This is a genomic window from Cellulophaga sp. RHA_52, assembly GCF_007827205.1.
GTDB lineage: Bacteria > Bacteroidota > Bacteroidia > Flavobacteriales > Flavobacteriaceae > Cellulophaga > Cellulophaga lytica.
Genome location: NZ_VIRZ01000001.1, coordinates 3,562,254 through 3,576,593, shown reverse-complemented (window position 1 = coordinate 3,576,593; position 14,340 = coordinate 3,562,254). Strand labels below are relative to the sequence as shown.

Below are 14,340 nucleotides of genomic sequence, written 5' to 3'. Positions count from 1 at the left end.
CAAACAAATGAAAACTCGTATACTTTTTATCCTAGCCATTTCAATACTATCTTTAACAAGTTGTTCTTCTGGTAAATATGTAAACTATTTAAAAAATAATACAGAGGTAGTTAAAATGAAAGATTCACTTCAGTTTAATTCACTAGATGAAGATTTTTACAAAAACAAACTCTTTTTAGTTGGTGAAGTACACGAGGTTGAAACATCTCCAAGAATTGATTTTGCATTATTTAATCAACTTAATGAAAAAATAAAAATTGATGTTTACTTGGCGGAAATGGACATTACCCAAGGATATTATTTACAAGAATATATAAAAGGTTCTAATGAATTAGAGCTTAAAAACATACTTAAAAAATGGCCAGTTTACATAGGAAGCATTTCTAAGCAATACAGAAATAAATGGAAAAATATGAGAACATATTATGCTCAACTCCCAGAGACCTCTAAATTTAAACTAGTAGGAATTGATAGAATTGTGGACTTTGAACTAACTCAAAAACTATTAAAAGAAAAGCTACCTAAAAAATATCATAGAGAGATTCCTAACACTAAAGATTCTTTAATTTTTTGGTCTAAAAATAAGCTCAATGCTATTCTAGAAAAAGAGAAAACACAACTAGATAAAAACACATTTAATTTACTAGAAAATATAGAATACAACATTTCTAATTATGGTAAAACAAGAAGCAGGGATAAGTTTATGTATCAAAACTTTAAAAGATTATATGCACAAAATGAATGGGGAAATAAGAATATTTATGCCGGATTTGGTTTTTCTCATACACTACAAGCTTATAATTATACTTTTGCAGGACGAATTAAGAAAGACACTACATTACCATACGCAAACAAAATGGTTAGCCTAAATACAATGTATGTAGACTCTAAATTAACTGTAGATAGCAGAGCGTTACCAAAGTTTATGCAAGACAAAGGCAAAGCGTTTACAAAATTTAATTATTCACAAGACAGTAGGCTTTTTATGTATATAAAAGGTATTGCAGACTATAAAAAAGTAACCGTACCAAATACAATAAGTTTGCTTAAACTAGATGCAGAGGGATCACCTTACTTAAACTCTACAAGAGGTACTAAAGTAAAAAACCTTATACCTATTTGGGATGCTTATGATATTATTGATGGTACATCTACTACAGACTATGCGCAATATATATTATTTGTTCGTAATGCAGATTGGATTCAGCCAGATTTAAAATAACCTATATTAAAAATGTATAAAAAAAATAGTATTTTTAGCTTGGTACTATACCATTTAAATTAAGTATTTAATTAGAGCATTAATTATGGAAAAAAAGAAATTACCCAACAGTAAATTAATTTATCTTTTAGCAATGTTAAGTTGTTTTCTATTTTGTTTTGGTGGTTTTTCAATCCTATTTGCTTTAATTTCATATTTTCTTGCTAAAAAATCTGAGCGTATTTACAGAGAAAACCAAGACGAATACCATAATATTAAGAGTGTAAAAAAAGGGAAAGTAATTGCTATTATAGGTATAGTTTTAAATTTAATTATTTTGGGTATTACTATCTGGACCTTAGCAACCATTGGTTGGGACAGTTGGTCTGATGAGTTTGTAAGAAGATGGAACGCTGGTGTGGAAAGTAATAGTTATTAATATACAATAATTTATTCTGCCTTTAAATTAAATAAATGTATTTAAAGATTAACGATAAGCAAGTATAAAAAGAAGACTTAATTAAGTTAATATCTAAAAATAAATTACAACAAAGGCTAAACGTATTGCAAATTTTAGGATAAAATTTAATTTGAATGTAAAAAGGATAAAATAACAAATACTAATAATAGAATTATGTTAACAGCTATTAATCCCAAATTACCAATGCGTAACAAAAAAGTTACAAGAGAGTTTTATTTAAATAAATTGGGATTTGAACAAATTGGTGATTATGATGGGTATTTAATGCTACGAAAAGATAAGATAGAAATTCATTTTTTTGAATTTAAGGAGCTTAACCCAAAAACAAACTATGGGCAAGTATACATTAGAACTGACAATATTGAAGATTTTTACCAAATGTTGTTAGAAAAAAAAACAAATATTCACCCAAACGGACCATTAGAAGCTAAACCTTGGGGACAAAAAGAATTTTCTGTGCTAGACCCAGATACTAATTTGCTGACATTTGGCCAAAGTATTTAAAATTAATATTCAATTGACAACTATAGTCAATTATTGGCTAGTAAGCTATAATAAAGAATATGCTTTTACAATGGTTAAACATTCAGGTATTTTACATCTAAAAGGTTTTAGTATATTTATTGATTAATCAACATTTATTTGATGAAAAAATATGTATTTAGAGATTCAGTTGGCTATTTAACTACCACCATCTCTAGAATTTTACAGCAAAAATTACAGGCTAGGTTTAAAAATACTGGCTTAAATGCAACTCCAGAACAATGGCGGTTGTTAGTAGTATTATCTAATGAAGGAGAAATGAACCAGAGTCAGCTTGCAGAATTACAACATAAAGACAGAGCAGCAATAAAACGATTAATTGATCATTTAGAAGCCAAGGATTTGGTTATTAGAAAATCTGGTAAAGATTCTAGGTCGTACACTATATCGTTAACTAAAAACGGGAAAAAAGTTGTAAAGGTGTTTACAGAAGCCTCTAAAGAAACTGTAACCGAAGCTCAAAGCTGTTTAACAGCAGAAGAAGCTAAGACTTTAAATTTATTATTAAATAAACTTTTAGATAATATTAGCTAAAAAAAAACATACAAAATGTTGATTAATCAACATTAAAATAAATTTTAAACAATGAAAAAAATAAAAAATAAGAAAGGAAGTATCTCAAAACTACGTGTATTTTTAGACATATTTTTCTTTGTCTTAATGGTTTTAGTACTTGTACCACAGAGTACAGGAATTGCTTTGCATGAATGGTTGAGTTTTGTAATTACAATACCTTTCTTTTTACACTTACTCTTAAATTGGAATTGGATTGTTACCAACTCTAAAAAGCTCTTTAGTAGAAAAATTAAGTTTGATTACGTTTTTAATTGGCTTTTGTATATCGTAATGCTTCTGGTTACAGTTTCAGGTATAGTTATTTCAGAAGCAGCTTTGCCATCAATAGGAATTAATTTTACGATAACACCTTTCTGGACAATGCTTCATAATGCTTCTGCAACTTTAATTATAGTTTTACTTGGTATTCATTTGGCTTTACATTGGAAATGGATTGTTGCTACAATTAAAAAACTACATTTAGTAGCAGATTTTCATCACACAAAACAACTTTTAAAAATTATTAAAAACCAAAGGTTAGAACTCTTTATATTATTAGTTGTAAGCGTTATTATATCATTAGGTATTTGGCTTGTAGAATTTACCAACTGGGCAGAAAATATAAATTTAAACAATGTTAAAAATAAAGTTGAAAGCTCTAAAAAGTTCCCTAAGCAATGGTTAATATATGTGCTGCCATTACTAAAAGTTAGTGTTTTTTTATGTGTACCAGCTTTAATAACAGGACTAATTGTTAGGTTAAAAAAGACTAAAAAATAACGATTATGGCATTCGTAGAAAATATCATTAAAAAAATTATGGATAAAGGAGAAATTTTATCCAAAATAAAATTAACAGAAAATGTATACCATATTGTAATTAAAAGTGATGCTATAAAAACAATAGATTTTGTGCCAGGTTGCTTTATACGTTTAGGAGTAGGTTTGGGTAAAGAACTTAGTTTAAAAAAAGATATGGTAAGAAGCTATTCTATTTGGGATATAAACAAGGATAAAAACACTTTTAGTCTCGCTATAGCAACACATAGTAACGGAATAGGAGCGCAATGGGTTAAAAACTGTGAGGTTGGTTCTACTGTGTATTTTAAAACAAAAAAGGGGAAATTTACGGTAGACAATTCTGCAGATAGTTATTTGTTTATTGGGGATTTATCTGCCTTATCTCATTTGTATATCATAAACAGGTATTTACCTAAAAGCAAGCAGGTAGAAAGTGTTATTTACAGCAAAAATACCCGCAATTTATATGCGGATATTGATGATAAAAAACCTTTTAATTTTTACAGTATAGAAAATAACAATTCCAAAGAAATTATAGCCAAAATAGAAAATATATTACCCTATTTAAAAGGAGTGAAAAAAGTATATGTTGCAGGTGATAGTAGAGTTTGTATTGCTTTAAATAATTATTTAAGAAAAGAACATAAATGGAGCACAAAGCAAATAAAAGTAAAACCATTTTGGAACCCTGATAAAAAGGGGTTAGAATAAAAGCTTATGTATTTTTATGGTACTGCTTAAAATTTATATATAAGAGGTATAAATGTTAGTCTTAAAATTATGGTATAGGTAAACAATAAATAAAGAGTAATAGTTGTATAAATACTGTTTTGTAACCTAAAGGGCATAAGCTCTGTGCTAAAGTTTAGTATATTGTAAACAGTTTAAAATAATAATGTAACTATACGAACAGTTAAAGGTGGTTAAAAAAAAGTTGGCAATAGTAGGCGTAGGTCCTAGAGGGCTTTATGCGGCAGAAAATTTTATGACACAATTAAGTTTAACAGAAGACCAAACTACGTTAGAGCTGTTGCTGTTTGATGAAACAGGTGATTTTGGAAACGGACAAGTATACAGTACAGCGCAAGTAAAATCTAACTGGATAAATATAACAGAGCGTATACTTACATTGCCTAAAAGAGATGAGGTAATATACAATGGTACTATTATTCCAGGTTTTTCTTCATATCACCACTGGGCCAATTTAAACTTTGATAAAATAGGGAGCTCAGAACCAGATATATATCCTCCAAGGGCAAAAATAGGAGCGTATTTAAAAGAACGGTTTACTTCATTAATTACACCACTTTTACTAAATAAAACAGCTACATTATATAATCAGAATGTAAAAAGTATAGAGGTATTAGCTAATAATAAAGTTAGGTTAACAACAGAAAATCAAAATTTTACAGACTTGGATGAGGTGCTGCTTACTATTGGTCACCAGTCAACAAAATTATCTGAGCAGCTAATTAAATGGAACAGTTATTTTAAAAATAACTCTAATGTTCATCTTTTTTTAGACCCTTATCCTGTTAAAAATTATATAGATGTTGCCAATACACAACGTAAAGCACATATTGGAGTTAGGGGGTTTGGTTTAGCAATGTTAGATGTTATGCGTGGTGTATTAGCTAAACAAGGTACTTTTAAAATCACAGATAAACATACCCAAAAGTGTCAGTTTACTGCCAATAAAAATGCAAATACGGTAATAGTGCCTTTTTCATTAGATGGCTTACCACCGGTTCCTAAACCTTTAAACAAGGTTATAGATGATTTATACAAACCATCTAAAGAACAGTTTAGTAATTTAGAAAAAGAAATAGGAGATAAAACAGCTCAAAGTAATGCTAAAGGAGTAGACTTTTTGGTGTCTGCTATAGTGCCAATTGTTGCAAGTATTTATACCTCATTACCACATACTTTAGGAAATAAAAATTATACGTTTAAACAGGTTGAAGAAGCCGCATTTAAATGGATAACGAATCAAAATTACAAGCATAGCCTAATATTGCCTACAGAAACACCAATTGTATCCTTGATAAATAGTTATGTAGATATGGCAACAGCTACAAGCGCAATAAGTTTAGACTTTTGTGTTGGACAGGTTTGGAGACATTGTCAGCCATCAATTTACAAACAGCTCTCATATAATAATTTTAGTAATGAGGTATTTGCTAATATAATTGCTTTGGATGAGCAAATAAAAAGGTATTCTTATGGGCCACCTGTAGAAAGTATTCAGCAAATGTTAGCTTTGGTAGATGCGCAAATTCTAAATCTAGAATATGTAAATAATCCTGAAATAGAGTTGTCTGAAAATGGGTGGATTATAAAATCCAAAAATAAAAATATAGTTGCCAATATAATGATAAATTCAGTTTTAGATGCTCCAGATATTACAGCAGTTAAATCTGACTTAGTTAAAAGTTTACTTTATAATGAGTCTATAAAAATAGTAAGCGATAATTTAGGTGTATTAACAACAAAACAAGGATACCTTTTGGAGCAACAAACCAATACTGTTTTACCAATAGCCTTACTTGGCAGGTTAGCAAAAGGTACGGTTATTGGCGTAGATGCTATATTAGAATGCTTTGGAGATAGACCTGCAGAATGGGCTAAAGCAGCTGTTAATAGAAAATAAATATGGTAAAAAGTAGTTTTAGATTGTAGTAATAACCAATTCTAACTTATGAACTATAATGATTTTAAAAGTAGTGCTAAAAAATTTTCTAATGAAGTGCTTTTTGATAGCTTATTGCATAGAGACCTTTGTAATGATGAGCGTAGAGCTTATACAGAAGAAATACACAAAAGAGGTCTAGAGTCGCAATTGGCAGAAGCTACAGAAGCTAATAATGCTAGAAAAAATAGTATTATAGACTCTGTAAAAAATTTACCAAAACAAGAGTTATTAAATGTAATTGTTTTTAATATAGATAAGTTTACAGAAGAGCAATTAACCATTTTTAGGAACGAAGCAGTAGCAAGAGGTTTGCAAAACGAGTTAACAGATGCTTTAAATGAAAAAGCAAAAAGCGATAAAGAGTTTAGAGATACAGTAATAAATAACGCCGATAATATTGGACAAATGATGAATAATTTTACAGAGCATTTGTTTACAATTTCACCAGAGTTAAAAAAGAGTGTAGAAAAAGCAGAAAAGAAGTCTAAAGCCAACAGAATTGTTGGTATAGTTTTGTTAGTAATTGGTATTTTACTACTATCCAAAACTGGATGGAATACCATTTCTTTTGGTATAACCGCTTTGGGTATTTTTTTATTTGTAAGAGGAGTTTTAAAATGATAAAAATATAATATGGAATGGTAGTAATTTTGGGAATCCTTTTTGCTGCATTTTTATATTGGGCTTACTTACCAGATTATAAAATGAACCCTAAAGAATTTTGGAAAACTTTAATTGGTATGCCAATAGGATTGTTTTTTGGGTTTTATAGGGTTTGGAGCTTTAAATGAAGTAATTCGTAAATGGGCTACAGGAAAAAAATCGATTAATAAAAATGATAAAAAAATATAACTAAAGCAGAATAGCGCCATATGAAACTACCAAATAATATTGCAGAAATATCTTTAGATAAGGAAGTACAAGTAGGTGTGTACCCTCCAAATGGTTTTTTACATTTTTATGAGGCTAGTTTGGGCAACGGAGATTATTTTGGATTGTATTGGGAGTTTGGTAAAGAGGATAAAGAACCTATTGTTTGCGAAATGATCCATGATGAAGGTATTATTAAACCTAGTTTCTCATCGTTAGATAAGTTTTTAGAATGGTATAAATTAAATAATTTTGATTATGGTGATGAAGAAATTGAAGATGAAAAGTTAGTTTACAACTATCTAGAAAAAGGAAACCAATGCCTAAGGCAGAACAATGTAAATAAAGCTATTGAGTTTTATAAAATGAGTACAGAAAGTTTTGGAGAACTAAGCGAAAACTGGTTTAAACTAGCATCACAATATAAAAGAATTGGTAATGAGCTAGATTTTCAGAAAAGCATAATAAACTCGGTAATTTCTAATTGGGCTATAGAGTTTCCTTCTCAAAATGTGATAAGATCGCTAAAAAACTGTACGCCAGTAAAAGAGCTAGAGAATCATCCTTTACTTAAAAATAGAAAAAATTTAGATCTTAATTTTGGAGGTCAGAAAGAAAATGAAAATTACGAAGTAATTAAAGATATTTTTACAGAACTCTATGAAATAGGGGATACTAACAAGGCTATGTTACTAGAGCAGAATTACGCATTAATGATGTATTGGGAAACATCTTCTTTTCAAGAAAGAAACAATTTTAATATAAACGATTGGAGAAGCAAGTTTGCTCAAAAAACAAAATCAAGAATAACGCTAAATAAGTTATAAGTAAATAATAATCTTTTATGAAAATGAAAAAAATACTACTTGTATTACTTGCTATAGTTTTAGTTTCTTGTGCAGACAAGAAAACCAAAACAGAAGATATTAAAGTAACAGAAGCTACTTCTAATAAAACGGAAGAGGTTAGTAAAAAAGAAGAGTCATTTAAACTATTAAACAAAGACATTAATTTAGGAAGCTATACAGGTAAACTAGGCAATAATTTAGATGTTGCATTTCATATAAATAATGATGAAGGACACATAAGTGGATTTTATTATTACAAAAAAATAGGTGTAGATATAAAAGTAGTTGGTACAGTTGTAGCAGATAGTTTGCTTGGGTACGAGCTAAATTATAAAAATGATACACTAGCAATTATAAAAGGAAAAATTAATGATTCTGGTATAAAAGGAACGTGGGTAAACGCAGAAAATAAAAAAGAATATCCTTTAGTTTTAACAAAAGCAGCTAAAAAAGTAACTCCGTTGCCAGCAGATATACTGGGTGAATATTACAATGACGTGTGCAACCTAACGCTTACGTTTACAAAGTCTAAAGGGGAGTACTACTACACCTATAAATCTAAAGAACGAAACTTAAAAGGCAAACTTAATTTTTATAGAGAAGATGGTTTATATATAAATCTATCAGAGATTGAATATGCTGAAGATTATTTTGATATTGACTTATTTGAAGAAGATCCAGAAAAAGAAAAGGAATATACAAAGCTTAAAAAAATAGGCAAGCGTAAGCTTGGTGTAGAGTGCTACTATAGTCCAGGAGAATTAACAATTCAGAATTACGGTAATGCAATGAATTATTATGTGAAATTAAATGATTGCGGAGAAAAATATATTCATTTTAAAAAGAAGTAGAATAACAACATACACAAATAATGAAACAGTTTTTAATTACGTTACTTTTAGTTCTACTATTAAGTTTTTCTTTTGTAAAACAGCAAACTAAAGCAGAAGACATAAGAGAATGGAATAGGTTTGAACTTACAGGTATAGTTAAAGCTTTAAAAGAAAAAACATATAAGGCTAATTTTACTAGTAAATAAATTAAAGAAGATGAGCTTAGTATATTAAACACCGTAATTGTTAGTTTTGATAGTATAGGAAGGTATACTAAAAGCATTACTTTAAACCCAGATAATAACAAAACTAGTAGTACAATAACTAAGTATACAAAAGCTAAAAATTATGAGTCTTTTCATTACAGTAAAGACAATGTTTTACGCAACAAAAGCGTAATAAAGTATGTGTCTGATTCATTAATTTTAGAGGAATCTTTTGCACCTAATGGCGAGTTATTATTTTCTATTAGAGTAGAAAAGCAAAATGATAGATTTTCTAAAGTAACTCTTGTAAACGGGGATAAAATAGATTCACATTTTTATTATTATACAGATGATAAATTTATAAATAATATAGTAACCTTGAATAAAAATAAGGATACTATATCTCATATAAAATACAAGTATGTAGCGTTTGATAAAAATGGAAATTGGACCAAAAGATTGTCTAAAAATTACTTTAATAAAAATGATATAGGTAAACTAGAAGTAAGGGAAATAAGCTATTAAAAGTAACTAATAAGATTGTTTTAAATATACAATAAACGCCTACGAATATTAATTGTTGTTTTTTTTGTTGGTTTACTATTGTTAGTATTGGTATACTTCAAAAATATATTTAAAAAAAAATCGAATTTATCTAATGATTAAAAAAAGCATTCTTTTATTGTGTTTCATTTTTTGTGTTAGTTGCAAGAGTGCACAACATAAATTCCCTTCTTATAAAAACATAGTTAACACATTTTTTACAGATTATGATTTGCCTAATGGGCAAGATGCAAGTGATATTAGATTTATTAAAAAAAAGGAAGGTTATTACATACAAGAATATAACTATGATACGGAAGGTTATAAAGAACCAGAACTTTTTTGGGATGCACCTACTAATAAATACCAAGTTTTAAGCTTTCCTAAAGGTAAAGTGTTAAATACCGAGTATGCAAATTATCATTTAACATACTTTTATAAAGAAAGATTTAATGTGTTGCCTTATTATGGTTATGTGGGTTGGACCAAAGATGTTATTGCTTTTTTAGACCAAAAAAAGGACTTAACAGATTTAGAATACTATGCTTTAGGAAGAGCATACAGTGCCAGTGCAAGTCATTTATTAAATAATAGTTATGAATTTGGAAATCCTAAAAATCAATTTAATTTTTTAGAGTCTGGTAAAAATCAATTTACAAAAGAACAGCTTAAAAAGTATATGTATTATGTAGAGAAATCTATAGAGAGTTTTACTATACTCTGTCAAAAAAATCCAGATTATCCAACAGTTGTAGGTAACATTTGTAATAAATTAGATAACGAGTATGTTACTGCTTATTTAAACCTTAGCATTTACCAAAACCAGGCAGAGGCTTTAGCATTTTTACCAGAGGATTTGTATACAGATTTTGTTATGGATTATGCCAAAAACTATTTAAACTCCTTAGAACCTAATGCAATTTTATTTACCACAGGTGATAATGATACATTTCCGTTTATGTACGCACAAGCAAAGCTAAAACACCGTCAAGATGTTGCTATTGTAAATACAAGTTTGTTAAACCAAAACAGTTATGTAAATCATTTAAGAGATGATATGGTTTTAGCTTCACCACCAATTAAGTTTGCAATAAAACCAGATGCATATGCAAAAGAAAATTTATCTTATATAGTTTTAGGTAGCAACAAAAATGATGATAAGTATTTAGACTTAAAAAGCACACTACAATTAATAAATGAAAAAGATTCATCTGTTGTTTATAAAGCAGCAAAAGAGAATGCTAAATTGTCTACAAATAAAATAGCTATTGCTAATAACCAAGACACCTTAAAACTTACATATAAAACAAATTATATAGTAAAGGGAGAATTACTTGCGTTAGATATTATAGCGTCAAATATAAAAACAAGACCTGTTTACTGTAAATTTAATGAGTTGCCTGTAGTATCTAACTATTTAGAGAAATCTGGTTTTGCATATAAAATAACAGCTAATCCTAAAAACAAAATAGAAAATGATAAGTATGTAGCAGGTATAGATACAGATAAAACCTATGCTGTTTTAGTAGATAATTTTCAATATCACAAAAACACAAAAAATAGCTCAAAAACTGAGCTTTCTGTCTTAATAAGTTATGCATCTTCTTATGAAACTCTTATTAATCATTACAAAAAAGTAGGAGATATTAAAAAATGTAAAGAAGTTTTAGATGCGTTCACAAATTTTTATCCAAAAGACCTTTACGCAGATATTAGTTTTATGATTTCATCTATGGCAAAAAATGCGTATGCCATAAAAGATTTTAAAAATGGAGATCTTATGGTTGAAAATCTTATTGAAAATTTAGAGCGTATAAAAAGAAATATCAAAGAGAGTACAACCTCTGCCAGAACAGCAACTTTAAAAAAATTAATTTTTGGAGATGAGGTTAATGATAAATTAAGTGAAAATGAACTAGAGTTTTATTCGTATATTATTACAGATATATCAAATATAGAAGAGGTAAATACTAATTTAACTTCTCGTTTGCATACGTTAAAAAATTACTTAGAAGAACAGCTTAGTCAGTTTTAAGAGTAAGTTTTTTGCAGTGTAAGTAGTTAGTTTTAGAACTATGCCTATAAAAAAAATACAAATACACAGTTATTCAGGTATACTATTAACTGGGCTTTACGGAGTTTTTTTAAGAGTTTTAAGGGAGTGTTTTGATGTTTCTAGTGAGAACTTTATTTTCATTTTTGTTGTACCCGCAATTATAAGTTTAGTACCTGTTTATTATGCAACTACTGGTATTTACAGATCTAAACTAAAACTTTTCTTCTACCCTTTTTTTTCGACACTATTATTTTTAATAATATACTCTGTAAGTAGTTGGACGGATTTTCCTGTGTTTCTACTTTTAGGATTACCATTCTATATAATTATAGGCGTGCTTGGTATACTGGTAGGCGGAGTCGTTAAAGAGCAGAACTCAAAAGGACTTAAATAACCAGATTAAATATACAACACACCCTTACGAATATTAATTGTAACGTTGGTAGTTACACAACTGTATGTATTATTGTTTTAATTAAAATAATACATAAATGAAGATTGGCTTGCTCTGTATAATGGTTTTTAGTCTTATTTCTTGTGGTAGTAAAGAAAAACAGGAAATTAAAGAATTAGAAAAGCTAGAAGCAAATTCTAGTGTAAAGTTGACTGATACTTTACGTATTAATAAAGACTTTACAATGTCTTATTTAAAAATTGACTCGTTAACCTATTCAAACTTTAAAAAACAAAACAAAGTAGCTTTTACAGAAACTAAAAACAGTAGTATAAGTTGTGGAAACTCTAGTCCAATATGGAATTCCGGTATTAGACTAAAAAATGATACACTAGGTATAGAACTAAATTTTAATAAAAGCTGGGTAGAAAATATGCCAGAGCCTAAAGAGCAAGTGTTAACCAGAATAACTTTAGATAAAGCAAAAGCAAAGTTTTATAACGGAATTATACTAGGTAAGTCTAACACAATAGAAATAAAAGAAAAGTTTGGTAAGCCAGTAAGTGAGGGTAACTACGTATTACAGTATGTTTTTAAATCAACTAGTATTATGTTTGTTTATAATGAGTTAGGCATTGTAAATTATATGGTAATGTCTAAAGCATACCAAGAGCCTAAACCACAATTTAGTTTAGCATTAAATTAATGAGATAGATCCTATTAAGCAATTTATAAAATATGAAACAGGTACTAATTGTATGCTTATTATTAATTTCTTCCTTTTGTTTTTCTCAAGCAAATATGTTGCAAAAGAATTTAATTCCGACTAAAGTAGATAGTATTCAGTTTTCAATTTGGCATATACAGACTAAAGAAACTTCAAACCCAGGTACAAAAGTTAAGGAGTATAAAAAAGAATTGGGTTATACTGTATTAGATAAAAAAGACCAACATACCTTTATAAAAAAACTGCAAAGTCCAGAATCGTACAATTCATCTAGAGCGTTGTTGCATCATTATAATTTAGTATTTCTAATATATCATAATGGTAAAATAGTAGGTAAAGTACATATTTCTTCAATTACAGGAAATATAGATGTAGAAAATGTGCAAAATCAAAACAACTATAAAACTAGTGTTTCTAAACAAATGGGTAAGTATTTAATTGGCTTGCTTAAAAAGTATAAGCTACTAAAATTAGTAGATGAGGTAAACTTAAAAGGACTATCAACTTAATTTAAAAAAAGAATTACGATGAATACTATAAAAAAAAGAGGTTTAAATAATGCCATAATAGTATTGGTGTGCTTTTTCCTTTTTCAGAATACCTATAGTCAATCAAAAATTTATTTTGATAAAGATTGGAAAACAACAACCAAAGATAAAGCACAGTTTTACAGAGTTGTTACCAAAAAGAACGATTCTCTTTTTCATATAAAAGACTTTTATATAAATGGAGTGCTACAAATGAATGGTCATTTTTCTAATCTAGAAAAAGAAGTTATAGAAGGTAAAGTAACCTTTTATGATGAAAAAGGAAGAAAAACAAATAGCGCAAATTATGTAAATGGTGTTCTAAACGGACCAAGTATTGTTTACTTAAAAAACGGTAAAATAGAGTATACAACTGAATACAAAAATGGCAAAATATACAATGGTATATATAAGGCAGCAACAGTTAAATATTTATATAAAAATGGTGTAACTGCTAAAAGAATTGAGTTTTTATCTCCAAACGATTATTACCCTTTGGCAACTACAGTATATGGTAAAGAAAAAGATAGTGTGTATTGGTACACTAGCAAAGGCAAAAAAATAGGATTTGGTATTTATAAAGGTATTTCCCCCATAAATGGATTAGATATTAAAAAGAGTTGGTTAAAAGTTACACATACGTATTATAATAACAGAAAAAAAGACGGGGTACAAAGCATATTTTATGAAGGTAAATTAATTGCAGAAAATACGTTTGCTAATGATGTACTGCTGTTAAATATGAGTTTAAATCCGCTTACAGGCAAATTTGTAACGTGTAAATACAAAAATAATAAACCCTACCAAGGACATTATTTTGTGTACCATATTACACAAGATTATTATGATGAATATGTTTATGATACCGGAAAAATTGTCTCATACAAAAAATATAAAAGTATAAACGGGGTAATAAATACAGACTCACCTAATTAAATTATAGTGTTGTAAAACAACATTTTAGAGTTTTTTTATAAATAACAAATATTTAAGTATATGTAGCAGTAACACTAAATAACCTAATTTTAAACATAAAAAAACCTGCTCAAATAAATGGGCAGGTT

Annotated in this window: 18 protein-coding genes; all 18 read left to right on the top strand. The window is 28.3% G+C overall.

The features are described 5' to 3' along the window. Positions 1-7: 7 nt before the first annotated feature. The 18 genes from JM80_RS15610 to JM80_RS15535 all read left to right on the top strand — a co-directional run bounded on the left by JM80_RS15610 (position 8) and on the right by JM80_RS15535 (position 14,212). Complete coding sequence (locus tag JM80_RS15610; RefSeq protein ID WP_144710989.1) at positions 8-1,222, top strand: hypothetical protein; 1,215 nt, start codon at positions 8-10, stop codon at positions 1,220-1,222. Positions 1,223-1,307: 85 nt separating this feature from the next. Beyond that, on the top strand, positions 1,308-1,640 hold the full coding sequence (locus JM80_RS15605) for a CCC motif membrane protein (RefSeq protein ID WP_013621811.1): 333 nt from the start codon (positions 1,308-1,310) through the stop codon (positions 1,638-1,640). A 195-nt stretch (positions 1,641-1,835) separates the two neighbouring features. Beyond that, positions 1,836-2,186: a VOC family protein gene (locus tag JM80_RS15600; RefSeq protein WP_144710987.1), complete on the top strand. Its 351-nt coding sequence runs from the start codon at positions 1,836-1,838 to the stop codon at positions 2,184-2,186. A 141-nt stretch (positions 2,187-2,327) separates the two neighbouring features. Then, positions 2,328-2,759, top strand: a complete 432-nt coding sequence (locus tag JM80_RS15595) for a MarR family winged helix-turn-helix transcriptional regulator (RefSeq protein WP_144710985.1) — start codon at positions 2,328-2,330, stop codon at positions 2,757-2,759. A 51-nt stretch (positions 2,760-2,810) separates the two neighbouring features. Continuing rightward, the gene (locus tag JM80_RS15590; protein ID WP_144710983.1) at positions 2,811-3,560 is read left to right on the top strand and encodes a DUF4405 domain-containing protein; all 750 of its coding nucleotides are present in this window, start codon (positions 2,811-2,813) and stop codon (positions 3,558-3,560) included. 5 nt (positions 3,561-3,565) lie between these two features. Continuing rightward, complete coding sequence (locus JM80_RS15585; RefSeq protein ID WP_144710981.1) at positions 3,566-4,291, top strand: siderophore-interacting protein; 726 nt, start codon at positions 3,566-3,568, stop codon at positions 4,289-4,291. Between the two features lie 208 nt (positions 4,292-4,499). Then, the gene (locus tag JM80_RS15580; protein ID WP_144710979.1) at positions 4,500-6,230 is read left to right on the top strand and encodes an FAD/NAD(P)-binding protein; all 1,731 of its coding nucleotides are present in this window, start codon (positions 4,500-4,502) and stop codon (positions 6,228-6,230) included. Between the two features lie 48 nt (positions 6,231-6,278). After that, entirely contained in the window at positions 6,279-6,893 is a 615-nt protein-coding gene (locus JM80_RS15575; protein WP_144710977.1) for a hypothetical protein, read from the top strand. A 17-nt stretch (positions 6,894-6,910) separates the two neighbouring features. Beyond that, positions 6,911-7,063 (top strand): hypothetical protein, encoded by a 153-nt coding sequence (locus JM80_RS16500; protein WP_186439776.1) that lies wholly within the window; start codon positions 6,911-6,913, stop codon positions 7,061-7,063. Positions 7,064-7,144: 81 nt separating this feature from the next. Beyond that, a complete protein-coding gene (locus JM80_RS15570) occupies positions 7,145-7,969 on the top strand; it encodes a hypothetical protein (RefSeq protein ID WP_144710975.1) in 825 nt (274 codons plus the stop codon). Between the two features lie 17 nt (positions 7,970-7,986). Further along, entirely contained in the window at positions 7,987-8,841 is an 855-nt protein-coding gene (locus JM80_RS15565; protein WP_144710973.1) for a hypothetical protein, read from the top strand. A gap of 20 nt (positions 8,842-8,861) precedes the next feature. Beyond that, positions 8,862-9,029, top strand: coding sequence for a hypothetical protein (locus JM80_RS16495; RefSeq protein ID WP_186439775.1), 168 nt, complete (start codon positions 8,862-8,864; stop codon positions 9,027-9,029). Positions 9,030-9,230: 201 nt separating this feature from the next. Next, the gene (locus tag JM80_RS15560; protein WP_144710971.1) at positions 9,231-9,554 is read left to right on the top strand and encodes a hypothetical protein; all 324 of its coding nucleotides are present in this window, start codon (positions 9,231-9,233) and stop codon (positions 9,552-9,554) included. A gap of 133 nt (positions 9,555-9,687) precedes the next feature. Beyond that, the gene (locus JM80_RS15555) at positions 9,688-11,607 is read left to right on the top strand and encodes a hypothetical protein (protein ID WP_144710969.1); all 1,920 of its coding nucleotides are present in this window, start codon (positions 9,688-9,690) and stop codon (positions 11,605-11,607) included. Between the two features lie 40 nt (positions 11,608-11,647). Next, positions 11,648-12,022 (top strand): hypothetical protein, encoded by a 375-nt coding sequence (locus JM80_RS15550; protein WP_144710967.1) that lies wholly within the window; start codon positions 11,648-11,650, stop codon positions 12,020-12,022. Positions 12,023-12,119: 97 nt separating this feature from the next. After that, positions 12,120-12,728: a hypothetical protein gene (locus JM80_RS15545; protein WP_144710965.1), complete on the top strand. Its 609-nt coding sequence runs from the start codon at positions 12,120-12,122 to the stop codon at positions 12,726-12,728. Between the two features lie 32 nt (positions 12,729-12,760). Next, positions 12,761-13,258, top strand: a complete 498-nt coding sequence (locus JM80_RS15540; protein WP_144710963.1) for a hypothetical protein — start codon at positions 12,761-12,763, stop codon at positions 13,256-13,258. Positions 13,259-13,276: 18 nt separating this feature from the next. Next, positions 13,277-14,212 carry a hypothetical protein gene (locus tag JM80_RS15535; protein WP_144710961.1) on the top strand — a complete coding sequence of 312 codons (936 nt, stop codon included), beginning with the start codon at positions 13,277-13,279 and terminating at the stop codon, positions 14,210-14,212. Positions 14,213-14,340 lie beyond the last annotated feature (128 nt).